We start from the raw sequence: 25317 nt of genomic DNA on the forward strand, positions 1-25317 counted from the left end.
TTCATCTGCCTTACGTTGTACATACCAATTCTTTTTCCTATTAGAAGATTCTTTTATAATTTCATCACATATCTTCAATGCTTCTTCTACTATAGCTATTCCTATTTCATCAAGCATTTTCTTAGTATCTAAAATATATCTTGAAATGTCCTTATGCTCTGTAAATAGTTTTTCCATATTTTTATTGTTATCTTTAATGATTTTTGTCATAATTTCCTGTATAATATTATTCATGAGAATAGCTCCTTTCATATGTTTTGATGTGTTGCTTATACACTTCCATCTTAACATAAGAAGCTATTCTCTTTTTATTTTTTTCCTACAATAATTTTACACTAAGTTTTATTGTCTGATATAGATAAACAACATTAACATTTAAAATAAATTTCAAAGAAAACAATGAACGCTTCTACATTTTTTCTTTGAAATTTATTAAACCTTGAAGTTGTTTATCTCTAATTATATAAAAAAATTTTTAATAGGAAGTACAAAAAGACTTTTTTGAAACACATAACGGGAATTATATATAATTTGATAGGTTTATAATTTCTTATGTGTTATAAAAATCACTCAAATGAAATCTTAAAACTTTCTAAGGTATTTTACAAATAAAAAATTTAAATAACTATCACAAGAAGCAAAATTAAAATAATTCTTAAAATTAAGTAAAATTACAAAAAGGTTACAATTTCCATAATCGACTTTCTATTACATAATTTTCAAAATATATATGTTATTCTAATTACAGAAAAAACAAGAGGTCAGGCTTGAATTATTCATTTTTTCTATGGTGTTAGTGATTTTAATAAGTAAATTCTTCAAGCCTGACCCCTAGACTACAAATAGAAAAGCGAGGAGGATAAGTGATGAATAGAATAAGAACTCCAAATAAAAAAATTTACTTTATATGAAAATCAAGAAGGCTTTATAAAAGGAAATGAAAAATGTAGATGATTTTATTTTATCCAAAATAGAAAGAGGAGGGTATTTTTATGGTGTATAAGAGAATAAAAAGAAGTTTAGTATTTATTTTAGCTTTAGTCTTATTATCTTCTATGTTTGCTTATGCTGGACAAGTAACTACAAGTAACGCAGATAATAAAAAAGATTTTAATTTGTTTTATTTTAATTTTATTGATGGAGATTATATATCAAAGAGTATAAAACTGAATTCTGAGATTAAGGATATTGAAAAAGAATTAATAATACAAGTATTTAATGAAATAAATATTCCAAAATCAGTATATGATTATACATTCAGTAAAAATATAAGTTTAGTAGATGTTAATTTAGAAGGGGAAAAGATAATCGTTAATTTAGATATAAAAAGACAAGATTTTGAATGTTTATCTAATTTAGCAAGTACATTAACTAAAACTATATTTGAAAATTTTAGACATATAAAAGAAATTAAATTATTAAACAATGGTATTGAAATTGATAGTTCTGATAGTGAAATAGATTTCACAGCAACTATTATAAGGACATCAAGTACTGAAGATGAATATAGTACCTTATTCAATAAAGATAATGTATCTAGAGTTATTCCAGACGTACCTAATCCTGTTATAGTTATAGACCCTGGTCATGGTGGTAAATTTAATCATGCACAATATGGTAATTTTTTAGAAAAAAATGTAGTTTTGGAGATATCTAAAAAATTAAAAGGATATTTAGAAGCAAAAGGTGCTACGGTGTATTTAACAAGGAGCGGAGATTACCATTTAAAAGAAACAGATAAAGAAGATTGTCATGCAAGGGGACGTATTGCTGCTGAAAAAAAAGCTGACATGTTTATATCTATTCATTGTAATGGATTCAATACAGCAAGTGCCAATGGTATAGAAGTATTTTACAAAGATGAAAGATATAGTGATTCAACATTGAGCAAATCATTAGCGAAAAATATAGTAGATCAAATGCATATATTCACTGGTATGAAAAAAAGACAAGGTGGCAGTGGGATAGCTCCTAAAAATTATTGGGTTTTTCAAACATCTGAAACGCCTAGCGTATTAATTGAAGCAGGTTTTATTACTAATTCATATGATAGAAAATACTTAACTACTTCAAGTGGACAAAATACTCTTGCTAAGTCAATTTATGTAGGAATAAGGAAATGGTGGTGGGGGTATTAATTAAAAATGATTAAAAATTACTATATAACAATTTGTTTAATTTTAATATTTTTATTAACTTTAAATGGATGCGAAAAAAAACAAGTTAAAATTATAGATATGGAAACACATGAAAATAAAAGTGAATATAAATTAATATATGAAAATCCTATAGATGGTGGAGTTATAGAAAAAAAAGTTAGTTTGAGTAGTAAAAATATAGAAGAACAAATAATTTATGAATTATTCAAGTTAGAAAACATACCTAAAGATGTGCGTAGTTCATTAAATGTTAACAAATTAAAAGTTTTGAATGTTGAATATGTAGAAGAAGAAAAAAAAGTGAAGATAAATTTTAATAAAGCATTGCTTTATTATGAGGGAGAACATAACGATGTAAGATATTTTCATACAGCAATATATGATACGTTAGCTCAATTTGATTCAGTAGAATATGTGGCTATTTTTGTAGAAGGAAAATTTGTAGAGGGGTTAGGAGAATTGGTTGTAAGTGGTAAAATATATAGAGAAAAAGAAAAATAAATTAAATAATAGGACAAAAGGGGGCAGGGTGTGTGCCAAGCGAAGGGCGTATCATATAGTGGGTGGGAATCCCTGCCTGTTCTTTACACAGAGAAAGTAAGGCTAACAAGCGATAAGAAAGTTAAGGAATAATTCAAGCCTGACTCTATTTGCTATTTGTACACACCTTACCCTTGGATATCCTTTTATATTCATACATTCTTTTGTCAGCCAGCTTTATTAAATAATTTAAATCTTTAGATTCTTCAGGAAAATGGGTTATACCATAGCTAAAGCTAATAGTGATATTTTGACATTTTATATGTAATGGATTATTATTAAAATATTCTATTACACTCTCTAATCTATTTCTTATATCCTTAGGAGTTGAATTAAAGAACACTCCAATGAATTCATCTCCTCCATACCTAGCAAACAGATCTGATTCTCTAATATTATCTTTCAGAACATTTGCAAATTTAGATATTACTGTATCTCCCACATCATGACCGAAGGTATCATTGATTTGCTTTAAACTATTCAAATCAAACATAGCTATACAGAAGCTTTCATTATATCTAGAAGCTTTCTTGAAAAATTTATCTAATAGCTGTTCAAAGTAGCATCTATTATATGTATTTGTCATACTGTCATATCTAGATAGATATAGTATTTTTTCTATAAGTTTATGATTTTTTATAGCAATGCTTACCTGGTTTGAAAAATATTCAGCAATTATAATATTTTCTTCATTAAATGCATCTATATTAAAGCTATCAATATTAATCATACCATATAATATGTTGTCGATAATTATAGGTATACTTAGACAGGTTTTAATATCTAAAGCATTTATACGGTCTAAGGCTTTATAAGTATCATCACTTAAATGAGAATTATCAAAGGAACGAATATCTTTAATAATACATGGCTGAGTAATATTGCCAAAATTTTTTTTCCATAGAAAGGTTTCTTCAAGCTTAAACTGAATTCCCTTTAACTCCATCAAATTATAGCCAACAACAGCTTTATATTCAAGAAGATTATTTTCATTTAAAACTATAAAACTTCCTTTATCTGCGTCATCTATGATACTTATTAATTTTTCAAGAATAAGTTTAAATAGTTCTTCTGTATTATTAATTTCAAGTATAGAATTACTTACCTCTAACATAACCTCTCGTACTTGATTGCTTTTCTTAAGCTTGTCATTGAGTATAGAAAATTTTTGAAGAAGCACATTTTGATTTGTTATAAAGTGATTGTAATTCTTAAGGATTGTTTCAATATTATCAAGAAAATAATAGATATTTTTAAAATAATGATTATTGTTCTTATTGTTTGTAGTTGTATCTGGGTTTTCTTTAACTATTTCATTAGCTATTTTATGGAGATCAGATAATTTCTTATTTATAAGCTTTAGAGCTACAAAAGCAGTCAGTATTGAGAGAAAGGATGTAAGGATTATTTGAAAAAGAACTGTATTTTTTGCATGAAAATATACAGGCAAAAAAATGCCCAAAGTTGAGTTTGCAAATATAGCTACTACTAGTAGTATCAATAAAGTACGAAAATTTATAATCATAATTATCACCCGTTATAATACAACTATATATTATAGATGGTTAATTTCAGTTTCTGTATTTAATAAAAATAATAACTCCGATTATAGGTGCAATGAAATTATGGTATATCTCACATTATATAATAATTAGAATAATAGTAAAGTAATTATTGGGCATTTAACAAATACAAATATTACCAAATAAATAAGCTGTATTTTTAAAGGATTATTTTATAAAAATTAAAGGAAAAGATAAATTTTTGATTCAATTTTATTTATTATAGTATTGGTATTTTTCAGGCAAACAGCATTTGCAAAAAGAATAATCTCCGTTTAAGAGTAAAAACCTATTAACCTGAGACTGGTTATCAAGCATTTTAACATGAGGTTTGATAACTTTGTGGATATTACAGCTTTTCTTTTCATTTTCAAGATCATGTACGACCTTAGATAATGGATTAATATCTATGAGATATCTCCTTCCATTATATGGATAAATCTTTCTTCTCATATCTCAGCCCCCTTAGGTTAAATGTGGATTATTTTATTATATAATTATACTTCATTAATGGGAATTCCTCCATTTTTATTTTATTTTCAACAAATATTTTTAAATTACTCCTTTTCTAAGCTTTTTCACCTACCTCTGCGATGGCTTTAATAATATCTTCTCTTCCAATAATACCTACTAGCTTGCCCTGTTTTATAACTGGAACTCTATTTATTTCGTTTTCTATCATTAAATGAGCGATTTTACCAACGGGTGTGTTTTCTGAAACTGCTATAATATTTTTAGTCATTACATCTTTGATTTTCATATTTAATGCAATTTTTAATTCTTTTTCATAGTTTTCAGGTTCTTGCTCATAAAGAAAGATTTCGAGTAAATCAACGGTTTCAAGAATAAATGGTTTTTTACCATGTCTTAGAACATCGCTTTGACTAATTATACCTATTATATTTTTATTTTCATCTATGACTGGTAGTCCGCTAATACTATGCTTAACCATTAAAGCTACAGCATCCTTTAAAGTGTCATCTGGCTTGATAGAAACAACATTTCTATTCATTACGTTTTTAGCAATCATACTTAACTCCCTCCTTCCCACTCCTTATCTAATAATATTGGGGCAAGCAGTTTTATGCCTATGGCTCCTAAAGGTGCAGTAATGATAACAGAGAGAACTGCTATTGCAAGAATTAGATTTCCCGATGATACTCCCATAGCAAGAGGAATTCCGCCTATAGCTGCTTGAACCGTTGCTTTTGGGGTATAGGCTACAGTACAAAAGATTTTTTCCTTGATGTTTAGATTAGAACCGTAAAGGGCAATTATTACTCCTATTGAACGAGCGATTAAACCTATTAAAATAATTATACCACCTAATAAACCAGCATCCCATGCAACATAGATATTGACTTCTGCTCCAATTAGGACAAATAAAAATATCTGGGCAAAGAACCATACTTTATTTAATTCTTTTTCAAAATTTGATGCAAAATCGTTAGCTTTTTCAAGAAGTATAAACCCTAAGGTCATAACACCAAGTAATCCTGCTATATGGGTTATATCACCTACTATTACAATTATAAGAGCACTTACGATTAAAATTGCCAGCTTCTCCATGTCATTTAATTTTATATTTTTAAGTCTATATACTTTATATAATATATATCCAAAAGTCAAACCGATTAAAACTCCACCTATAACTTGGATAGGAATTTGTAATAATTGCAATGAAATGGTAGACTTTGTATTTAAAGATAGCCCTAAAAAGGTAGTAAATAAAGTAATGGCAAAAACATCGTCAACAGAAGAGCCAGCCAAAATTATGATAGGTATTCCTTTTTTCATTCCAAGGTTTTTTTCTCTTAAATACAACATTGATGGAACTACAACAGCAGGAGAAACTGCTGCCACTATAAATCCTAACATTCCCGCTTCTAAAAAAGGTAATTTTAAAAGCTTGTAGGCAACTATAGTTATGGTAAAACCCTCTAGTAAACATGGTATAGCACTCATTTTTGTTGCAATTTTACCAACTTTATTAAGTATTTCTCTATTTAGCCCCAACCCTGCCCTTAGTAGAATAACGATTAAAGCAAGCATCCTTATATCTGATGAATTATCTAAAATTGATTTATCTAATAAATTAAGACCATAAGGACCTATAGCAATTCCAACTAAAATCATACCTAGTAAACCTGGTAGTTTAATGAAACTAAAGATTTTGTTGGCTAAAATTCCTAGTAATAAAATTATCATAATACTTGTTATCATATATATTCCTCCTATAATTATTTTTGACAAAAAAATATACTTCTACGCATATATGCATAGAAGTCATTAGCTCATCAGCGGTTTGGAACATCATTCCAGGGAGAACTTCATTCCCTACTATAAAAATTATATGATTAATAACGTTATTAATTATATAATGAAGTAAAAACTAATTCAATACCTATAATGAAATTATTAGGGTAGAAATTATGGCAATGTGCTAAATTAACTACCTATACTATGTCATAAAATATTAATTGTTATTTTACATTAAAAATAGTGATATATTATTGATAAATGGTATAATATTATAAAGACTCAAGTAAAATCATTAATTTATATACATCAAAAATTTTTAAAATACTGAGTTTTTGATATCAACAAATTAAGCTTTACTATATGGATTCTTTAGAAGAAATAATGTGTCTTCTTAGGAAAGGGGGGCGAAGAGAATATTTGGTATTGAATTTTCTTATCCAATTATGTGGATAGTTATAGCAGTATTATTTGTAATAATTGAAGCATTTACTTTAGGGCTTACGACAATTTGGTTTGCATTAGGAGCCTTATCTGCAATGCTTGTTGCTATGATTGATGTGGGGATTGTTGGACAAATTTTCGTTTTTTTAATAGCTTCAGGGGTGTTTGTATATTTTACAAGACCCATTGCTAAAAAATATTTAAAAATTGGAACAACTAAAACCAATGTAAATAGTGTGGTTGGTTTGGTTGGTATAGTCACAAAAGAGATTGAGCCTTTCAATACAGGACAGGTTAAGGTTGCAGGGCAAATTTGGACTGCAAAAGCCTATGACAATAAAGAAATAGAGAAGAATATTAAGGTTGAAGTAATTAAGGTTGAGGGAGTCAAACTAATAGTTAAAAGAAAACAAGAAAAATAAATAAGGGGGATTTATTATGTTTGGATTAATTATACCTATGCTTTTAATAATAATTGCTATTTTATTAGTAGTATCAAATATAAGGATTGTACCTCAAGCCCATGCTTATGTAATTGAGAGACTTGGTGCATACCAAGGCACATGGCAGGTTGGATTGCATGTTAAAATACCTTTAATAGATAGAGTTGCAAAGAAGGTGTCTTTAAAGGAAAGGGTAGTTGATTTTCCACCACAACCAGTTATAACTAAGGATAATGTTACTATGCAGATAGACACAGTAGTATATTTCCAGATTACTGATCCAAAGCTGTATACCTATGGGGTGGATAATCCGATAGCTGCTATTGAAAATCTTACTGCAACTACATTAAGAAATATTATAGGTGAACTAGAGCTTGATGAAACATTAACTTCAAGGGATATTATCAATACTAAGATGAGAAGTATACTAGATGAAGCAACTGATCCATGGGGTATAAAGGTAAATCGTGTGGAGGTTAAAAATATAATACCTCCTCAAGATATTCAAGAGGCAATGGAAAAGCAAATGAGGGCTGAAAGGGAGAGAAGAGAAGCTATTCTTAGGGCTGAAGGGGAAAAGAAATCAGCAGTGCTTAGAGCGGAAGGTAAGAAGGAATCTGCTATTCTTGAAGCGGAGGCAGAAAAACAAGCTGCAATACTTAGGGCAGAAGCTACCAAGGAAGCAGCTATAAGAGAAGCAGAAGGTAAGGCAGAAGCTATTCTAAAGGTACAGAAGGCTACAGCTGAAGGTCTAAAAATGCTTAATGAAGCATCACCAAGCAAGGAAGTTATATCAATCAAGAGCTTAGAGGCCTTTGCTAAAGCAGCAGATGGTAAAGCAACTAAGATAATAATACCTTCTGAAATACAAAGTTTAGCTGGATTAGCAACTTCAATGTCAGAAATAGTAAAAAATGAAGAAAAAGAAGTAGAAGCATAATTAAAGATGATTAAAGAGCAGACAAGGATCTGCTCTTTACATGTTTTTTCTACATAAGTGAGAAGGAAATATCAAAACTTGTAAGAAACTAACATAAGGGATTAACTTAAACATTGGAGTTTCTTTTAAGGCTTTAAGTTCTCTTCCTTATTAAAAGCTATAAGATAATATTTATCATTAAGCTGCTTTTCTAAATTTTTGATGGATTTTAACTCGCCATCATTTATATTAGCTAATGGAACTTCATTTAATCTATTTTTTGATTCCATAAAAGTCTCCTTCCTAATATTATTTGATTATAAAATCTATCCTTAGTATTTTCATAAATCCTACAAATTATAAGATTATTTTCAGAAGTTTGAAGGAATTTTCAGATGAATATAGAAGTATATACAATATTTATGATTTTTGTAAATATCGTCAAATATTATTTTGATTTTATTTCATGAAATAAAATTAAAATTATTCTTGAGGGGAAAAAATGAAGAAGTTTAATGTTGATGGGGTTGCCAATAATTTAATTAATTATTTTAGAAGAAATTTAGAGATAGATAAAGACCAAGAGGCTATTTTAAAGTATTCCATTCATCTTGTGATCAGTGCAATTTTCAGTCTGGGATTTGCTTTGTTCGCTGCACTATTATTGGGTATTTTCCCCAATGTTTTAATCATAATACTGACAAATGCAATACTTCGTACGTTTTCGGGAGGAGCCCATTCCTCAAGTATGCTTGGATGTACCATATATGGAACTGTCCTGATGAATATACTGGGCATTATAACAAAATATACCCATCCTAATAAGGGTATTTTAGCTATTATTATTTTTATTGTATTTATATTTTCAATTTTGATCATTAACAAATATGCTCCTGCAGACACTCCTGGGAAACCTATAACCACAAAAGTAAAGAAACAAAAACTGAGAAAGCTTTCATTTTCAGCATTATTTATATGGTTTGGATTATGCGTTCTATGGTATGTTGGTGCTATAAAAAGCCATATGATGATTTATGCCTCTACCTTAGGGGTTTTGTGGCAGTGTTTTTCACTCACGGATTGGGGATATGCGTTATTAAACCGTTTTGATAAAAGCTTACACATGATAAAATAAAAAAGAGGAGGGATTTATATGAAAAGAAGAATATTACAAATGATTATCGGAGTTCTTACTTTCCTTGCCTTTACAAATGCAGCATCTGCATGCTGGGTTGGAACTTATCAACCTGAAATTCCTGACCAACTTAAAGATTAATTATTACAATATAGGTTTTTTAAAGGAGTGTTTTGGAAAATGGAATTATTGATTTTGTTTATTTCAATTTTGATAGAGGGTTTTTTGTTTGCAGGAACTGGGTTAAGTATTATAGGTATAAGGTTAGATTCTAAAAATTTAGTTTTTATTAGTTGTATAAATTCATTAGCCATTTATGGAGTGAGGACTTTTTATAAAATATATAAAATTCCTCTTGGTACCCATTCTTTCGTTATAATATTATTATTTATTGCTATTCTAAAGTTTATTGGAAAACAAAAATTGAGTACTTCAATTATAGCAATATTGATTTCTTTTCTATTGGTTTCAGTAGGTGAGGGAATACTTATGTATAATGTTTTTAAAGTATTCAACATAACCATGGAAGATTTATTTGATAACTCTTTCATAAGGTTAATGGGAACCATTATATCAGATATTCCTTTAATAATAGTATTTATAATTGGGTATATATTTAAAATTTCAATTATAGATATTAATTCTTTTAGTGAAAAAGAGGAAATTTAAACATGAAAAAAACGATAATCAATAAAAGAACATATATAGCAGTTATAATATTAATATTGGTACAGAGCATTTCAGCTACATTGATAACTAATCAAGCTATCATAACATCTGTAGGTTATACACAAAAAATCAATTACAATTATCCCAATTTTCTAGCAATACTTATAAATGGATTAGGAATTAGTGTAGTTATATGGGTTTTCTATATCGTAAAGCTAGTTGAAAAAGAACAAGAAGCAAATAGAAAGCTTAATCATTCCACTGAAGTAATTGAAGCCCTTAGAGCACAAAAGCATGACTTTCATAATCATCTTAATGTAATAACAGGACTTATACAACTTGAAAAAGGAGATGAAGCTTTAAGATATATTCAAAAAGTGGCAGGAGGAACCACAAAGATGTTTTCTATTTCAGCTATCGGCAATCCTGAAGTAGCGGCAATCATATGTAGAAAATGTGCCATAGCTGAAAATAAAGGTATTGAAGTTGAGTTCGATATTGACTGTTCTTTAGAAGATATTGCCATAGATTCTGTGGACATCTGTACTGTATTATTTAACTTAATCGATAATGCTATATATGAGCTTGAAAATTGTTATGAGGATGAAAAAATCTTGACCATAGATATAATGCAGCAAGATAATGAATATATTTTTGCTATTGGAAATTCTTATCCTATAATATCGGAGGAAATTATAAATAAGATATTTAAACAAGGGTATACAACTAAAAAAGGTAGCGGACATGGATATGGACTTAGCATTGTTAAAAAGATTGTTCATAAAAATAAGGGGAGGATAACCGTAGAAAGCTTTGAGGGAGTTGGGACCATATTTACAGTTTTTCTTCCTAAGAAATAGTTTAAGGTGTTAATGCTATAAAAAATAAATATAGGTCTCATTTGTTGAGACCTTAGACTATTGGTATCTTTAATCTTATCTATTAATTTGTAATTTTTATATCACCTGATACTGTTGAGACATTGATTTTATTTTTTCCATTTCCTATTTTTCCATTTATTTTATTGTCGCTAAGCTTTCCTTCCATAATTATAGGAAATTCACAGCCAACGTCTCCTGAAACTGATTTTGCTTCAAGATAAAACTCAGATTTTTCTGGAAGCTGGATTTTAGTATCTCCCGATATTGATTTGCAAAATATATTATCAGTAAGACTATTAACATTTATTTTTATGTCTCCAGATGTGGTTATACATTTTAACTCACCTTTAAAATCCTCTATTTTTACACTTCCTGAAGTGCTTTCAAGCATAGTTTTTTCAGTATATAGACATTCAGCTTTTATATCTCCTGATACTGATTTTAAGCTGGCATTTCTAATATTATCAATATAATCTAGGTATATTTCCCCAGAAGTAGTCTTTATGATAATATCCTTGGAATAGGTCTTTGGAATATATACATGTACTCTAATATTGGATGTATAATAGCCTATATTCATTTTGCTTTTATGCTTTATATCAATTAATAAGCTACCGTTTTCATTTTCCGTAATTAGTTCAGGTAATATTATCTCTTTACTGGAAGCTATAGAGCCTTCAAAGTGAATCCTAATATCATCCCTGTCCTCAGAAAAAAGTTCGATGTCACTGCTTACTGTATTAACATTTATAATTTGAATATCGGCTGCATCAAAAATCCTTTCATCATTTATAGTTTCTTTAAATTTACCTTTTAATTCTATATCATTTTGCATATTTGCAAAATCATTTAAGCTAAAGTTTTTATTCATGTCTATATTAATATTAGTATTAGAATCTTTAAAATCATCTAATGTAATTCCAGAGTTTATAAATAACATTATTGATATCGAAAGAGAAACCACCGCTATTACAAATAGCCATAGAACAATTTTCTTTATATTCATTAGATATTTACCTCCCGATAATTTTTAAATTGAATTTAAGATATTTTATAGTTAAAATATATAGCCATTTAGCTAAATAACAATTTCCTATAAAAAAAATTAATCCTAGTGAAGTTAAACCTATACCCAAAAAAATAGTTCCTCCAGCATTTGATGTTAAAGCTATAGGTAAAGATATATATGGATCAAATACAGAAAATGTAGCTATTCCACCAAATAAAGATATACCTGCAATAGTTATCCCTATAGAAGCTCCGAAAAGTCCTATCAATAAACCGATTATACCTATAAAAGGTCCTAAAACAAAGACTAAGTTAAAAAAACCAAGTACAATAATGGCAAATACTGCTCTAAAGATATTTGAAGCTGAAGGATTAGATTCTGCTTGATTTACCATATAATTTGCGTTATATTGTTTAGCTATAAATTTTGGACTTCCCAGATTTTCTATTATTTCTTCCTCGGTTTTTCCCTCTTTAAGCCCTATACTAAAATGCTCTTCATAATCAAATAATATTTCACGTTTTTCATCTGAAGGTAAATTATTAAGTAAAATATCTAATTCCTTTAAAAATTCATCTTTATTCATTCATCATTCCCCCTAATAATTGTATTCACACCTTCCACAAAGGCAAACCACTCATTAGTCAACTCATCCTTGACTTCTTGACCACGCTTAGTTAATCTATAGTATTTTCTTGGAGGTCCTTCTTGAGACTCCTTAAGATAAGTGGAGAAAAGACCTTCCTTTGTCAGTCTCCTTAACAAAGGATATATGGTTCCTTCCGATATCGCAATGTTTTTAGATATATCATTTACAAGCTCATAGCCATAACAATCTTTTCTAGTAAGTATAGATAGTACACATAATTCCAGTACCCCTTTTTTAAATTGTATATTCATATTCTACCTGTCCTTTCGAGAATTAGATATTATCTTATACAATTATATTATACAAAAAGCTATCTTGTTATGCAAGGTACTAAAATAATTTTTTAATATAGATATTTCAGTAAAACATTTAATTTATACACATCAAAAATCTCTGGATATTTTGATATGTATGAATTGAGTTTTACTATTGGAAATTTATATGTGTAAATTAAAGTCTTTACTTAAATTCCTATAGTATAAAAAAACTAAAAAGGGTTGTCAATGAGAACAAGCGTTTGATAAAATTGCTTTAGGAGGAGCGATAATTATGAATAGAAAAATTATTCATGTTGATTTAGATGCCTTCTTTGCGTCTGTAGAGCAGAGAGATAATCCTAAACTTAAAGGAAAACCTGTAATTGTAGGAGGGCAAACCGATAGAGGGGTTGTGAGTACCTGCTCCTATGAGGCAAGGAGATTTGGAGTTCATTCTGCCATGCCCATATTTATGGCTAAAAAGCGGTGTCCCCATGGAGTATTTGTGCCTGTAAGACATAAACGTTATAGGGAGGTATCAAGAGAAGTTTTTAAGATTTTTTATGGGATAACTAATATAGTAGAGCCATTATCTATAGATGAAGCATATTTAGATGTTACCAATATAGAGGAAGATTCTGTTAAAATAGCTTATTTTATAAAAGAGCAAGTGATAAGAAGAACAGGATTAACTATATCGGTTGGTATTTCCTATAATAAGTTTTTAGCTAAGTTGGCGTCAGATTGGAATAAACCTGATGGAATTAAGATTATAAAAGAGGAAATGATTCCAGATATTTTAAAGCCTTTATCTATAAAAAAGGTTTATGGAATAGGGAAAAAATCCGCTGAAAAATTAAATAATATTGGTATCTACACTGTAGAAGATTTGCTGAAGCTGCCAAAGGAATATTTAGTAGAATTTTTAGGAAAATATGGGAATGAAATATATTATAGAATCCGTGGCATAGATAACAGACGAGTAACACCTAGTAGAGAAAGAAAATCTGTAGGACGAGAGATGACCCTTAAGGAGGATTCAAAGAGCCGAGAATATCTTAAAAAACATTTGATTGAATTCTCAAAGGATATTTCAAGGTACTTAATTAAGAAGGGAGTTCTTGCAAAAACTGTTACCGTTAAAATCAAAGCTTCAAATTTTGAAATACATACAAAAAGTAGAACCCTTCATGATCATATAGATGGGCATGAGCAGATTTATGGTATTGCTTCAGAAATTTTAGATGAAATTGATGTAGATAGTGGAATAAGACTTATAGGTTTAACAGTATCAAATTTATCCGATAATTATGCTGAACAGTTATCATTTTTTGATAATTTACAGGATTGAAAGAGTGATATTATACCATATATGGCAATTATACGATAATGTTTGCAATTAAATTCCTTAAACTCTTTTCAAATCTCTGATTATCATCCTTTTTTCTTTTTTTGGGGTTAACTGTTTTACCTCCTGCTTTTCTTGTTTTACGATATAAATATCTTTGAAACAATAATCTATCAATATTCTCATTTGTATATATGAGACCATTTTGATTTATAGCATAGGATTTTTTTGATAAAGCCATGGTGGCAAGACCATAGTCTTGTGTGACAATGATATCACCTTTATTTACATTATTTATTAGAGCAAAATCTACAGAATCCAATCCCTTTCCTACAGTTACAACCTTTGAATATCCATCATCAATTAAATGACTGGTATCTGTGAACATTATCACAGGTATGTTATATTCCTTTGCTACTTTTACAATGATATTTTTTACTGGGCATCCATCGGCGTCAACAAGAATTTTCATAAATAATCTCCTTATCATATAGATTTCCAATAGTAAAATTTAATTTATACATACTAAAATATCCAGAGTTTTTAAAGATTTTTGATGTGTATAAATTAACTGTTTTACTGGAATATCTATATATTAATTTAACATGTCTTTTATTTATTATAAGATAAAAATATGTTATGTTAAACCTAAATTATTCATTAAAGATTTAGTAATATGAAAAATCTAAATTTAACATAACAAAGCTATGCTTTAAAAGTAGTCATATATTATAGTTATGTTAAATAAAATATTCCTACAAATATAATATTTGACTTTTATAGTTAGGACTATTATAATATAATAAGACTGACTGGTCAGTTCTGAGTTTTGTCTTTAGGAAACTTAGAAATTATATCCAGTAAAGTGTTATAATAGGCATTTACATAGTCTAAATTAATGCCTTTGTTATTGAATATAACAACATGGAGGGAAAAGAATGAAGAAAAAAATATTAGCTTTATTTTTAGCAACATTACTATTAATGAGCTTATTAGTGGGCTGTGGAGGAAAAAAAGCAGTTAATGTTAATGAAGGAATAAAGGAGAAATATGTACCAGTAGCAGTTGAAAAAGCTGAGATAAAAACTATATCTACGGAAATAACATTTAGTGGTAAAGTACATGCCGATAAAGAAGTCATGATTTTTCCTAAAATTCCAGGGAAAGTAGCTTCAATAATTAGTGATGTAGGAACTAAAGTAAAAAAGGATTCAGTACTATTTACTTTGGATAAGGAAGATGTACAAAAGCAAGTTGATCAGGCTAGGAAATCTGTAGATAGTGCTAAAGCCAATTACGAAAAAACTAAAGAAAGCATTGAAAATGCTAAGACCAACTTTGAAAGAACCAAAGAACTTTATGAACAGGGAGCCGTTTCAAAAGCTCAATATGAACAGGCTCAGCTTGCAGCTTCCAGTACATCTATAGATGCAGTAAAAGCTCAATATGAACAGGCTCAGCTTGGACTCACCCAAGCATTAGATAGTCTTAAGGATACATCCGTTAAATCTCCCATAGATGGAATAGTTTCTGTAGTAAATATTGAGGAGGGAGAAATGGCATCCAATGCTCAGCCAGCTATGACAATTATAGATATGGATAGGGTATATGTTGAGATAAACGTTACTGAGAACGTTATAAATGATTTACATTTAGGTCAAGAAGTAGTTGTGGAAATACCAGCAATCTCTGATGAAAACATTATAGGGAAAATAGACAAATTAAGCCCAGCTGCCGATGCCAAAACACAGCTTTATTCTGTTAGTATTTATATAGAAAATAACGAACATATCATAAAACCAGGAATGTTTGCAAAGATTAAACTAAGTACCGATGTCAGAGAAGATGTTGTAGCCATAAAAAGTGAAGCAGTTGTACAAAGTGACGGAAAAATGGTTGTGTATGTAGTAGAGGATAATAAGGCAGTTAAAAAGGCAGTTAAAACGGGATTAGATACAGGAGTATATGTGGAAATTTTAGAAGGAATAAGTAAAGGCGAAAAAGTAATAGTAAAAGGGCAAAATTATGTTGATGATGGCTCCATAGTAAAGGTAGTTAGAGGTGATAAATAATGAATCTATCAAAAATAGCTGTAAAAAGACCAGTTACTATTGTGATGATTACCTTTATGATAATTATCTTAGGGGTAGTATCTCTAACTAAGCTACCTATTGATTTGTTTCCAGAAATAGAAGTACCAATAGCAATTGTTTCGACATCATATAGCGGCGTTGGTTCTCAAGAAATGGAAGAATTAGTAACCAAACCTATCGAAGAAGCCATTGCCACAGTAAGTGATATAGAAAATGTAAGGTCTATATCTTCGGAAGGCAGTTCTATTGTTGTTGCTGAATTTGCTTTTGGAACTGATATGGATTTTGCCACACTAGATATGAGGGAAAAGGTTGATATGGTAAAGGGGCTTTTGCCTGAAGAAGCTGGAACACCAATGGTTTTAAAAATAGATCCCAATGCTTTTCCGATAATACAATTATCATTATCAAATGGTGGAGATTTAGCTAAGCTGCAAGTAATCGGAGAAGACAGTATTAAGCCCAAGCTCGAGAGATTACCAGGTGTAGCCTCTGTTGATGTTTCAGGAGGAAAGGAAAACCAAATAGAAGTTGTAGTTAATATGGAAAAATTAAATGGTTATGGACTTACAATAGACCGCTTATCTCAAATCTTAAGAGCTGAAAATCTAAATTTACCAGGTGGAGAAGTAAAAAAGGGGAAACAGAAATTAACCATTAGAACCATGGGTGAATTTCAATCTGTGGAAGAAATCAGCAGTCTTCCAATTACTCTTCCAAGTGGAGGTATCGTTTATTTATCAGATATAGCCGATGTTAATATGAACTATAAAGAGGTAGAGTCAATAGTTAAGACTAATGGGAAAAATAGTATAAATATTTCTATACAAAAACAGTCTGGGACAAATACTGTAAAGGTTGCTGACAGGGTGAATCAAGAGTTAGAGAAGCTTAAAAATGAGTTTCCAGATATAGAAATAAATGTGGTTATGGATCAATCGGAATTTATCAAACAATCCATAGATAACGTTATCAAAAATGCCATTGTTGGAGCAGTTTTAGCCATATTTATACTTTATCTATTTTTAAGAAATGTAAGAACAACCTTTATAATCGGAACAGCAATACCGATTTCTATTATTGCAACATTTATACTGATATACTTTTATGGGATAACCTTAAATATGATGACTTTAGGAGGATTGGCATTAGGGGTAGGTATGCTTGTTGACAATGCCATAGTTGTTCTTGAAAATATATATAGATTCAGACAAGAAGGGTATTCAAGAAAAGAAGCTGCTATCAAAGGAGCACAGGAGGTTGGTATGGCAGTTACTGCTTCTACCCTTACTACTGTAGCAGTATTTTTACCAATGGTATTTGTAGAAGGAATAACATCAGCTATATTTAAAGAATTTTCTTTATCGGTAGCAATGTCCCTTGGAGCTTCATTGATTGTATCTTTAACACTTATACCAATGCTTTGTTCAAAGTTTTTAAAGGTCGATAGGATGCAGGGTAAAAAGCATCATGGAAGATTTAGATTATTTGATTTTCTATATGATTCCTTTGACAAAATATTTGCTAAGGTGGAATCAATTTATAAGAAAATATTGAATTGGGCAATAGGACATAGGAAGTCAACGGTAGCTATAGCAATAGCCATATTTATAACAAGTATGGCATCTGCAGTAATGGTAGGGGCAGAGTTTTTCCCAGAAACCGATGAGGGTCAATTTACTGTAAATATTTCTTTACCAGAGGGGTCTAAGCTTGAGAGTACCCATGAAGTTGTATTGGAGATAGAAGATAGCATAAAAAATATAAAAGAAGTAGAAACTATATTCTCTACAATTGGATCAACTGGAAGAAGATTTTCATCCAGTAATAGTTCAAATACAGGTTCTGTATATGTAGTGCTTAAGGATTTAAAGGATAGAAAAAGAAGTACAAGTGAAGTTGCAGATGAAGTTCGAAAAATGGTAATGGATATTCCAGGAGCCGAAGTAGGAGTAGAAGTTACCTCACAAGGTATGGGTGGAGGCACTGGTGCACCGATATCTGTTGACATAAAGGGTGATGACTTAGATGAACTTAAAAAAATTGCTGATGATTTGAAAACCAGTATTGAAGGTATAGAAGGAACTAGGGAAGTAAAAAGCAGTTTTGGTGAAGGAATCCCAGAGGTTCAAATCAAGATAAAAAGAAAAAATGCATCTCAATATGGATTAACATCGGCACAGATCGCATCATCAATAAAGGGAACTATACTAGGGCAAACTGCAACAAGATATAAGTTCGATGGTGAAGAAATAGATGTAGTTATAAAAGGAGATTCAATCTTTAAAGAAAGTATATCCAATTTAGGTCAAACATCTATAAAAACACCTATGGGAATAGATGTTCCGTTAAATCAGATAGCGGATATTTCTATAGATAGAGGTCCAGTTACTATAAATAGAGATGATCAAGTAAGAACCGTAAGCGTTACCAGTCAAATTATGGGTAGGGATTTAGGTAGTATAACAAAGGATATCGAAAAAGTATTGTCACAATATCCTATGCCAGAAGGATATAGCTACGATATTAGCGGTCAAAATGAAGATATGATGGAATCCTTTGAAGACCTATTTATGGCACTTTTACTAGCAATAGTATTGGTCTACATGGTTATAGCATCACAATTTGAGTCCTTAATCCACCCCTTTACTATTATGTTTTCAGTACCATTAGCTGTATCTGGCGGTATGTTTGGATTATTCATTACTGGAAGATCCTTAAGTGTACCAGCTTTCATAGGAATCATCATGTTAGCAGGTATAGTGGTGAACAATGCTATAGTGCTGGTTGATTATATAAATACCAGAAGAACAAATGGTGAAAATAGAAAAGAGGCAATTATCAATGCAGGACCAATAAGATTAAGACCTATATTAATGACAACCCTTACAACTGTATTAGGATTATTGCCATTGGCACTAGGTATAGGAGAGGGAGCAGAAACTCAAGCACCAATGGCTACAGTAGTTATAGGAGGATTACTTCTTTCTACACTATTAACCCTTGTGTTTATACCAGTTCTATACACTATATTTGATGATTTTAATGACTTTTTAAAGAAAAAGTTTTTTAAGAATAAAAGCGTTAGAGTATAATATTAGTTATAGATATGTTAAATATTGTAACTCGAATGTTCTCATAGATTATAAGGGATAGTTCTTTCTGCTGCAATAAACATGGCAAATAGAGCTATCCCCTTATGTCTATTATAAAGTTATATAATAACCTGACAACTTACAAAGAGACTTTAGGCGATTTGTTTAGGATTCGGAGGTATGAAATGGCAGATAAAAAAAGCAAAAGGGAAGCGATAATCTATTCAGCTTTAAAGATATTTGAACGGGATGGGTTTCATAAGGCAAAGGTCGAAGAAATAGCGAAAGAAGCTAATGTTGGCAAAGGTACAATCTATGAGTACTTTAAAAGTAAAAAAGATTTATTTTGTCAAATGGTCAAACATATGATGGATTTATATATTGATATGATTAAGGAGATTGTAGAAGAAAATATAGATCCTATTACAAAACTGCAACATTTATTAAATCTTCAATTAGAATTAGCTAAAAAACATGGGGCCCTTGGACATATGATTCAGATTGAAACTATCAAGAGTGGAATAGGTAAGGATATTAAACCATATTTCTTGGAGTTTAGAAAAAAAACGATAGGATTAATTGAGAAAATAATAGAAGAAGGGATAGAAAAAAAGTTATTCAAAAAAATTGATACCTATGTAGCAGCTTTATTTTTCATTGGTAGCTCTAATCAATTTGCCTTTGAAATAAATTTCGTGAGAAATTGTAAAGATGAATATGACCATGAAGGCAAGCTGGATGTCGAAGAATTCATGAATGCGTTTTTGAAGGGACTAATCAAATGAGTCACTGGGTGATGGTTCTAACTGACTGATTTTGCTTAAAACCTAGTGAGCGAAATGAGTCAAAAAGAACCGTCCCCATTGTTTCCGTTTCGATTGACACTGACAAGGGGACGTTTCGATTGACAGATTGACATAAAACTCTCGTGATAGGAAACTAGCACAACGAGTTAATTTAGGATTAAAAATTATTTTAAATAGAATAAGGTTAGTTTCAATATTTAATGTCAATATTTGTAGAACGATTTTTAAAGGAGTTTTAAAAATAATACAGAATAACAAAATTAAAGAATATAAACCATAAATTTCTAAGATATATTTTTTAGGTGGGAAAAATTGCATATAAAAATTAAATAACGTCTATAGGCTATATAAATTAACTCGTTGTAATAGATTAAATTTACAAATACAAAAGCCCTAACAATTATGTTAACCTGTCAATGTAATCAGCAAAAAACAAGATAGGAAAAAACATATGTTAGATCTTAATAAATATGATATCAAGAAAATCAAAAATTTGAAAATTTTTTTACAGTAACCTTCGTTATAATTGACGATATTTACCATGAAATTGCTCTAATAAATGTAGTAAATCGACGCAATTCATACAAAGCTATGCTTTCAGATAGTGAAATAATTACCATAAGTATAGTCGGTGAATTAATGACTATCGATTTTGAAAAAGCATGGTTTAATTTTGTAAAGCGTAATTTTAAAGATTTATTCCCATCTATAGGTAATAGATTAAGATTTAATAGAATTCGTAGCAATTTATACCTAATAACCAAAGAAATTCAGAAGAAACTTTGCTTAGTATCAGGTTTTTCACATAGCAATTATCGCATTGTGGATAGTATGGCAATACCAGTTTGTAAGTTTGAAAAGGCTTGCTTCAATAAAACCTTTAAGGCAGAAGTTGAGTATGGTCGTTATCAGTAAAAAAAGAAACCTACTATAGATTTAAGCTTCATATAGTATGTACATTTGAATAATATATCCAGTAAATACTAGTACTGTTTTATGGGTAGTAGCTTTTTGTATTTAATTTCTGGTAAATTTATCTAATTACGTTTAACTAGCACAAGAGGCTAACTTATATCTTATCGTAGTTATTTTAACCATTTTATTACCAAAACTATATTAATGTTGTAAATTTACATTTGGCAGTCCATATAATCAGAGGTGAGTGTATTTATAATTTGTTTTTATAGAAATTGTCATTATAGTTATGTTACATAAATGTATTGATAAATATATTAATAAATTGATTAGGGAAAATCTTTTATGAGAACATAATAAAATTTCAACAGTTGTAGATTTTTCCAATTAACTAATAAATATAAATTATATGGGGGTATTATTTAATGTTTTTTGAGAATTGTAAAATATTAACTAGAGAAAAAGGTAATATAGCATATTTACCATACAAAAAGCAATTAGTAGAGTTAGAAGATAAAATAGTAAGCAAAATAACAAATAAGGAAGATTTAAGTGAATTTAATAAAAAATTGGAAAATTTATCCGATGTCAAATTTGAGTTTTGTGATGAAGTAAAAAGTCTTACTTTAATGTTAGCTACTAAATGTAATTTAAAATGCACATATTGTTATGCAGATGAGGGTACGTATGGAGAAAGTGAAGAATTAATGGATGAAATCACAGCTATTAATTCTGTAAAAAAAATACTATCTCAACATCCTAGTGTTGAGTTAATAAGATTTTTTGGTGGGGAACCACTATTGAATTTTAAAGTTTTAAAGAAAGTCTGTGAATATGTAGAAAATTATTTCTCTAATAAAAATATAAAATTTGCTGTAGGAACTAATGGTACAATTCTGGATGGAAAAATAATTAACTTATTAAAAAAATATGACATAAAAGTGTTAATAAGCTTAGATGGGCCTAAAGAACTTCATGATTCGAATAGAATTGACAAACAAGGTTTAGGCAGCCACTCTAAAATACTAAAAAATTTAGAAATGCTAAAAGCGGAAGATATTCAATTCTCATTACAATGTACATATACGAAACAGCATCAAAAAATCAAATTACATGATTTATCAAGCTATCTTAAACAATTTACGTCTACTATTGCAATAGCTCCCTGTAGACTTCCCACAGGAGTCGTTGAAATTAAAGATGAGTTTGATAATTTTACCAGATCGCTTGAGTCACTTTTTACTGATCAACCAGTTTTTCTAGCAGATGTAATGCATCATATTTCATCTATATTATATAAAAACAACATTAATCATTTTTGTGATGCAAATAGAAGAATTGTTGTTTTCCCAAATGGAGATGTATACCCGTGTGAATTATTAAAATTTGAAAAGTTTTATATGGGTAATGTTAATAGAAATGATTTTGACATATCAGGTTATAAAAATATTCAAGAAATACTATCTACATTTAATAGGAAAGATAGACTCGAAGACTATTGGTTTAAATATTTAATTCCTAGCATATGCATAAGTAATCATATAAATGATGCAATTCAAAAGGATAGTAAAATAAAATTAACTGAGAAAGTAGTGAACCTAAATGATATGTATTTTACGCATGTTTTAATTAGATTGTATAAAGCAAAAACTAACAATGAATGGGATACATTAATAGAAAACATAAAATATTACAATAAAATGATTGATCTTAAATAGTATGGCGGTGAAATTATGAATAATTTAAATAGTAATACAAATCAAATATTAAAATATATAAAAAAATATAAAAAATATCAGATTATTTTATTTTGTTTATTTATTACAACAATGTTACTTAACTTAATATATCCTTTCATTTTAAAATATCTAATAGATGGTGTCATAATACCTAAAGATACAAGGTTATTAACACCAATAATTTTTATAGGATTGTTAGCTGCAGTTATAGAGAGGTATATGGCGTTTATTCTTAATTATAAGACAAAGGAGTACAGTAATATAGCTATTAAAGAGGAACAAAAAAATATGTATATGCACCTTCAAAGAATGCCTTTAGATGAATATGCTAAATATTCTAGTGGAGATATATTGACTAGAACACTTTCCGATACTGTTCAAGTTATATCAGTGGCATTAAAAAGTATTCCGTTAATAATTGCTCAATTGATTTATGGAATAGTTATTGCGTTAATATTAATAACTCTTAATTGGCAATTAGCACTAATTACTTTTTGTTCAATGCCTTTGTATTACATGACATTAAGAAGTTGTACTACACAATTACAAAACACCTCAAAAAAGGAGCGTGATGCATATAGTAAAGTAAATGAATCTTTAAGAGAAAAACTAGAGGGAATTCATATAATAAAAGCTTTAGATAAATTAAACTTCTTTTATACAGATTTTGAAAAATCAATAAAACTATGGATAGATGAGAGTAATAAACATTCTAAAATAGCTATTTTTATTGAAAATATCATGATTTTAATAATTAAGTGTACACCTATATTAATTTTAGGATATGGAGGTTTTAAAACAATTAATGATAAGATTTCTTTTGGAACATTGTTTGCTTTTTATACATATGTACAAATGATTTATGAACCTGTAAGAATGATTAACAATAATCTTATACAGTTAAAAAGTATTAAACCTCAAATAATTAGAATATTTGAAATACTAAATGTTAAACCTGAAAACTATACTAGCGGACAAGACTTTCCAAGTCCTATAAAAGTAGAATATTGTAATATATACTTTAAATATAAAGATTTTTTAGTGTTAAAAGGAGTTAATTTTAAAATAAATAAAGGAGAAAAAATAGCCATTGTTGGAGAGAGTGGTTCAGGAAAAAGTACGATTGTTAATCTACTTGTAAGAGATTATTTACCAAATGAGGGAGATATTAAAATTAATAATGTACAATTAAAAGAATTAAGATTGAAGGACTTAAGACATAATATTTTTAAAGTTACTCATTCAGATTATTTATTTAATATGAGTGTAAAGGATAACATTTTATTAGGTGATAATTTCTCAGAAGAAGAAATCATAGAAGTTCTTAAGGCAGTAAAAGCTTATGAATTTGTTATGAATTTATCTGAGTGTATGGATACTATTGTTGGAGAAAAAGGAAAGTTGCTTTCAGAAGGGCAAAGACAACGATTATGTATTGCACGAGCATTAATTAGAAAACCGAAAGTATTAATCCTTGATGAAGCAACTTCCGCTATAGACTCTAAAACGGAAGATTATATTTTTAATAAGATAGATAAAATGAATTGTATAACTATTTTAATTTCTCATAGATTAGCAACTATAAAAAAAGCTGATTACATTTTATTATTACATAATGGACAAATAATAGATAGTGGAACACACGAAGAAATGATTAAAAATAATAATGTATATCAACATATACTATCTAGCCAATTAAAATAATATAATTATTTATATTATTAAATCAGATAAAAAACAAGGGGGTGATTAGAATGATTAAAATTTTTGCCTTAGTAGAAGAAGATATAATTGTTTCAACAAGATGCTTTGGTATTGGATGCGAAAGCCCACGTTAATTTTTATGAAATAAAAGTATGAACTGAGACATAGATAGAGCTGCCTCGTAATAAAAATTTGAGGCAGTTCTATCTCATTATGTTGCACAAATGACAAGGGAGACGTTTCGTTTGACATATAGCATGACAAGGGGACGCATGACAAGGGGACGTTTCGTTTGACATATAGAAAATACTTTAACTTGTTGTGCTAGTTTCCTATCACGAAAGTTTTAATATTTCCTTTTTGCTTAAGTAATAAACCTGTTTTTTATATGATATTGAAGGTAAAAACAGGTTTATTAAAATTATTCAAATGAAATATTAAAACTCTCTAAGATATCTTAAAATAAGAAGTTAAATTAACTAGCACAAGGAGTTACTTTAGGAATATTGGAGTCAAAGGTGACGATTTTTTTGACCCTTTTTTGTGTTCTAATGCCTAGCAACTAGGTAATATCTAAAAAACAATAATAAGAACACAAAAAAATCAAGCATTTACAAATTTCTACACAATTTTTACAAAAAATGTATTATATTTATTAGTATATAAGCTTTATATAAATAATAAAACCAAA

At 29.1% G+C, this 25317-nt stretch carries 24 protein-coding genes, 1 pseudogene and 1 riboswitch; of the genes and pseudogenes, 15 read left to right on the plus strand and 10 right to left on the minus strand.

Annotated elements, in window-relative coordinates:
• Positions 1–234, minus strand: a 234-nt coding sequence (locus BUB36_RS14665) for a hypothetical protein (protein ID WP_073149033.1), incomplete at its 3' end; no start/stop codon positions are given.
• A gap of 758 nt (positions 235–992) precedes the next feature.
• Here BUB36_RS14665 and BUB36_RS14670 point away from each other — a divergent pair.
• Both BUB36_RS14670 and BUB36_RS14675 read left to right on the plus strand, forming a co-directional pair.
• A complete protein-coding gene (locus tag BUB36_RS14670) occupies positions 993–2138 on the plus strand; it encodes an N-acetylmuramoyl-L-alanine amidase family protein (protein WP_073151871.1) in 1146 nt (381 codons plus the stop codon).
• A gap of 6 nt (positions 2139–2144) precedes the next feature.
• Complete coding sequence (locus tag BUB36_RS14675) at positions 2145–2660, plus strand: GerMN domain-containing protein (RefSeq protein WP_073151873.1); 516 nt, start codon at positions 2145–2147, stop codon at positions 2658–2660.
• 145 nt (positions 2661–2805) lie between these two features.
• Here BUB36_RS14675 and BUB36_RS14680 read toward each other — a convergent pair whose 3' ends face one another.
• The 4 genes from BUB36_RS14680 to BUB36_RS14695 all read right to left on the minus strand — a co-directional run bounded on the left by BUB36_RS14680 (position 2806) and on the right by BUB36_RS14695 (position 6484).
• Positions 2806–4224 (minus strand): sensor domain-containing diguanylate cyclase, encoded by a 1419-nt coding sequence (locus BUB36_RS14680; protein WP_073151875.1) that lies wholly within the window; start codon positions 4222–4224, stop codon positions 2806–2808.
• A 250-nt stretch (positions 4225–4474) separates the two neighbouring features.
• Positions 4475–4714: a hypothetical protein gene (locus tag BUB36_RS14685; RefSeq protein ID WP_073151877.1), complete on the minus strand. Its 240-nt coding sequence runs from the start codon at positions 4712–4714 to the stop codon at positions 4475–4477.
• Positions 4715–4829: 115 nt separating this feature from the next.
• Positions 4830–5291, minus strand: coding sequence for a CBS domain-containing protein (locus tag BUB36_RS14690; protein WP_073151879.1), 462 nt, complete (start codon positions 5289–5291; stop codon positions 4830–4832).
• A 2-nt stretch (positions 5292–5293) separates the two neighbouring features.
• Entirely contained in the window at positions 5294–6484 is a 1191-nt protein-coding gene (locus tag BUB36_RS14695; protein WP_073151881.1) for a cation:proton antiporter, read from the minus strand.
• 50 nt (positions 6485–6534) lie between these two features.
• Positions 6535–6608: riboswitch (Fluoride riboswitch) on the minus strand.
• Between the two features lie 358 nt (positions 6609–6966).
• On the opposite strand from BUB36_RS14695, the gene BUB36_RS14700 reads away from it, so the two are divergent.
• The gene (locus BUB36_RS14700) at positions 6967–7386 is read left to right on the plus strand and encodes an NfeD family protein (RefSeq protein WP_073151883.1); all 420 of its coding nucleotides are present in this window, start codon (positions 6967–6969) and stop codon (positions 7384–7386) included.
• A gap of 16 nt (positions 7387–7402) precedes the next feature.
• The gene (locus tag BUB36_RS14705) at positions 7403–8347 is read left to right on the plus strand and encodes an SPFH domain-containing protein (protein WP_073151885.1); all 945 of its coding nucleotides are present in this window, start codon (positions 7403–7405) and stop codon (positions 8345–8347) included.
• A 125-nt stretch (positions 8348–8472) separates the two neighbouring features.
• Here BUB36_RS14705 and BUB36_RS19785 read toward each other — a convergent pair whose 3' ends face one another.
• The gene (locus BUB36_RS19785) at positions 8473–8616 is read right to left on the minus strand and encodes a hypothetical protein (protein ID WP_165613102.1); all 144 of its coding nucleotides are present in this window, start codon (positions 8614–8616) and stop codon (positions 8473–8475) included.
• Positions 8617–8828: 212 nt separating this feature from the next.
• Here BUB36_RS19785 and BUB36_RS14710 point away from each other — a divergent pair, with 212 nt between their 5' ends.
• The 4 genes from BUB36_RS14710 to BUB36_RS14725 are packed head-to-tail and all read left to right on the plus strand — an operon-like array spanning position 8829 to position 10990.
• On the plus strand, positions 8829–9461 hold the full coding sequence (locus tag BUB36_RS14710; protein ID WP_073151887.1) for an accessory gene regulator ArgB-like protein: 633 nt from the start codon (positions 8829–8831) through the stop codon (positions 9459–9461).
• Between the two features lie 18 nt (positions 9462–9479).
• Positions 9480–9602 carry a cyclic lactone autoinducer peptide gene (locus BUB36_RS14715; protein WP_084112061.1) on the plus strand — a complete coding sequence of 41 codons (123 nt, stop codon included), beginning with the start codon at positions 9480–9482 and terminating at the stop codon, positions 9600–9602.
• Positions 9603–9641: 39 nt separating this feature from the next.
• Entirely contained in the window at positions 9642–10130 is a 489-nt protein-coding gene (locus BUB36_RS14720) for a hypothetical protein (protein ID WP_073151889.1), read from the plus strand.
• Between the two features lie 2 nt (positions 10131–10132).
• Positions 10133–10990: a sensor histidine kinase gene (locus tag BUB36_RS14725; RefSeq protein ID WP_073151892.1), complete on the plus strand. Its 858-nt coding sequence runs from the start codon at positions 10133–10135 to the stop codon at positions 10988–10990.
• A gap of 82 nt (positions 10991–11072) precedes the next feature.
• Here BUB36_RS14725 and BUB36_RS14730 read toward each other — a convergent pair whose 3' ends face one another.
• From BUB36_RS14730 to BUB36_RS14740, 3 genes are read right to left on the minus strand one after another with little or no spacing between them, the layout of a single operon-like run.
• Complete coding sequence (locus BUB36_RS14730; RefSeq protein WP_073151894.1) at positions 11073–12017, minus strand: DUF4097 family beta strand repeat-containing protein; 945 nt, start codon at positions 12015–12017, stop codon at positions 11073–11075.
• Positions 12018–12024: 7 nt separating this feature from the next.
• On the minus strand, positions 12025–12606 hold the full coding sequence (locus BUB36_RS14735) for an HAAS signaling domain-containing protein (protein ID WP_073151898.1): 582 nt from the start codon (positions 12604–12606) through the stop codon (positions 12025–12027).
• Positions 12603–12920, minus strand: a complete 318-nt coding sequence (locus BUB36_RS14740) for a PadR family transcriptional regulator (RefSeq protein ID WP_073151901.1) — start codon at positions 12918–12920, stop codon at positions 12603–12605. Before BUB36_RS14740 ends, BUB36_RS14735 begins: the two co-directional genes overlap by 4 nt.
• A gap of 298 nt (positions 12921–13218) precedes the next feature.
• On the opposite strand from BUB36_RS14740, the gene BUB36_RS14745 reads away from it, so the two are divergent.
• A complete protein-coding gene (locus BUB36_RS14745; RefSeq protein WP_073151904.1) occupies positions 13219–14277 on the plus strand; it encodes a DNA polymerase IV in 1059 nt (352 codons plus the stop codon).
• A 28-nt stretch (positions 14278–14305) separates the two neighbouring features.
• Here BUB36_RS14745 and BUB36_RS14750 read toward each other — a convergent pair whose 3' ends face one another.
• The gene (locus tag BUB36_RS14750) at positions 14306–14746 is read right to left on the minus strand and encodes a YaiI/YqxD family protein (RefSeq protein WP_073151907.1); all 441 of its coding nucleotides are present in this window, start codon (positions 14744–14746) and stop codon (positions 14306–14308) included.
• A gap of 466 nt (positions 14747–15212) precedes the next feature.
• On the opposite strand from BUB36_RS14750, the gene BUB36_RS14755 reads away from it, so the two are divergent.
• From BUB36_RS14755 to BUB36_RS14780, 6 genes and pseudogenes are all read left to right on the plus strand, one after another.
• On the plus strand, positions 15213–16346 hold the full coding sequence (locus tag BUB36_RS14755; protein WP_073151910.1) for an efflux RND transporter periplasmic adaptor subunit: 1134 nt from the start codon (positions 15213–15215) through the stop codon (positions 16344–16346).
• Positions 16346–19462 (plus strand): efflux RND transporter permease subunit, encoded by a 3117-nt coding sequence (locus BUB36_RS14760; protein ID WP_073151913.1) that lies wholly within the window; start codon positions 16346–16348, stop codon positions 19460–19462. Before BUB36_RS14755 ends, BUB36_RS14760 begins: the two co-directional genes overlap by 1 nt.
• A 185-nt stretch (positions 19463–19647) precedes the next feature.
• Entirely contained in the window at positions 19648–20247 is a 600-nt protein-coding gene (locus tag BUB36_RS14765) for a TetR/AcrR family transcriptional regulator (protein WP_073151916.1), read from the plus strand.
• Positions 20248–20719: 472 nt separating this feature from the next.
• A pseudogene (locus BUB36_RS20750) lies at positions 20720–21233 on the plus strand (IS982 family transposase); the annotation flags it as partial.
• 375 nt (positions 21234–21608) lie between these two features.
• Positions 21609–22901 (plus strand): radical SAM protein, encoded by a 1293-nt coding sequence (locus BUB36_RS14775; RefSeq protein ID WP_073151922.1) that lies wholly within the window; start codon positions 21609–21611, stop codon positions 22899–22901.
• A 15-nt stretch (positions 22902–22916) separates the two neighbouring features.
• On the plus strand, positions 22917–24626 hold the full coding sequence (locus BUB36_RS14780) for an ABC transporter ATP-binding protein (protein ID WP_073151925.1): 1710 nt from the start codon (positions 22917–22919) through the stop codon (positions 24624–24626).
• Positions 24627–25317: the final 691 nt, after the last annotated feature.

The organism is Paramaledivibacter caminithermalis DSM 15212 (assembly GCF_900142245.1).
Taxonomy (GTDB): domain Bacteria; phylum Bacillota; class Clostridia; order Peptostreptococcales; family Caminicellaceae; genus Paramaledivibacter; species Paramaledivibacter caminithermalis.

Bases quoted from the DNA above. Each gene is read 5' to 3' on its own strand.
- BUB36_RS14675 (WP_073151873.1), top strand. From the start codon at position 2,145: ATGATTAAAAATTACTATATAACAATTTGTTTAATTTTAATATTTTTA.
- BUB36_RS14680 (WP_073151875.1), bottom strand. From the start codon at position 4,224: ATGATTATAAATTTTCGTACTTTATTGATACTACTAGTAGTAGCTATA.
- BUB36_RS14755 (WP_073151910.1), top strand. From the start codon at position 15,213: ATGAAGAAAAAAATATTAGCTTTATTTTTAGCAACATTACTATTAATG.
- BUB36_RS14705 (WP_073151885.1), top strand. From the start codon at position 7,403: ATGTTTGGATTAATTATACCTATGCTTTTAATAATAATTGCTATTTTA.
- BUB36_RS14695 (WP_073151881.1), bottom strand. From the start codon at position 6,484: ATGATAACAAGTATTATGATAATTTTATTACTAGGAATTTTAGCCAAC.
- BUB36_RS14730 (WP_073151894.1), bottom strand. From the start codon at position 12,017: ATGAATATAAAGAAAATTGTTCTATGGCTATTTGTAATAGCGGTGGTT.
- BUB36_RS14720 (WP_073151889.1), top strand. From the start codon at position 9,642: ATGGAATTATTGATTTTGTTTATTTCAATTTTGATAGAGGGTTTTTTG.
- BUB36_RS14715 (WP_084112061.1), top strand. From the start codon at position 9,480: ATGAAAAGAAGAATATTACAAATGATTATCGGAGTTCTTACTTTCCTT.
- BUB36_RS14670 (WP_073151871.1), top strand. From the start codon at position 993: ATGGTGTATAAGAGAATAAAAAGAAGTTTAGTATTTATTTTAGCTTTA.
- BUB36_RS14740 (WP_073151901.1), bottom strand. From the start codon at position 12,920: ATGAATATACAATTTAAAAAAGGGGTACTGGAATTATGTGTACTATCT.
- BUB36_RS14745 (WP_073151904.1), top strand. From the start codon at position 13,219: ATGAATAGAAAAATTATTCATGTTGATTTAGATGCCTTCTTTGCGTCT.
- BUB36_RS14765 (WP_073151916.1), top strand. From the start codon at position 19,648: ATGGCAGATAAAAAAAGCAAAAGGGAAGCGATAATCTATTCAGCTTTA.
- BUB36_RS14750 (WP_073151907.1), bottom strand. From the start codon at position 14,746: ATGAAAATTCTTGTTGACGCCGATGGATGCCCAGTAAAAAATATCATT.
- BUB36_RS14760 (WP_073151913.1), top strand. From the start codon at position 16,346: ATGAATCTATCAAAAATAGCTGTAAAAAGACCAGTTACTATTGTGATG.
- BUB36_RS14710 (WP_073151887.1), top strand. From the start codon at position 8,829: ATGAAGAAGTTTAATGTTGATGGGGTTGCCAATAATTTAATTAATTAT.
- BUB36_RS14685 (WP_073151877.1), bottom strand. From the start codon at position 4,714: ATGAGAAGAAAGATTTATCCATATAATGGAAGGAGATATCTCATAGAT.
- BUB36_RS14780 (WP_073151925.1), top strand. From the start codon at position 22,917: ATGAATAATTTAAATAGTAATACAAATCAAATATTAAAATATATAAAA.
- BUB36_RS14735 (WP_073151898.1), bottom strand. From the start codon at position 12,606: ATGAATAAAGATGAATTTTTAAAGGAATTAGATATTTTACTTAATAAT.
- BUB36_RS14725 (WP_073151892.1), top strand. From the start codon at position 10,133: ATGAAAAAAACGATAATCAATAAAAGAACATATATAGCAGTTATAATA.
- BUB36_RS14700 (WP_073151883.1), top strand. From the start codon at position 6,967: ATGTGGATAGTTATAGCAGTATTATTTGTAATAATTGAAGCATTTACT.
- BUB36_RS14690 (WP_073151879.1), bottom strand. From the start codon at position 5,291: ATGATTGCTAAAAACGTAATGAATAGAAATGTTGTTTCTATCAAGCCA.
- BUB36_RS14775 (WP_073151922.1), top strand. From the start codon at position 21,609: ATGTTTTTTGAGAATTGTAAAATATTAACTAGAGAAAAAGGTAATATA.
- BUB36_RS19785 (WP_165613102.1), bottom strand. From the start codon at position 8,616: ATGGAATCAAAAAATAGATTAAATGAAGTTCCATTAGCTAATATAAAT.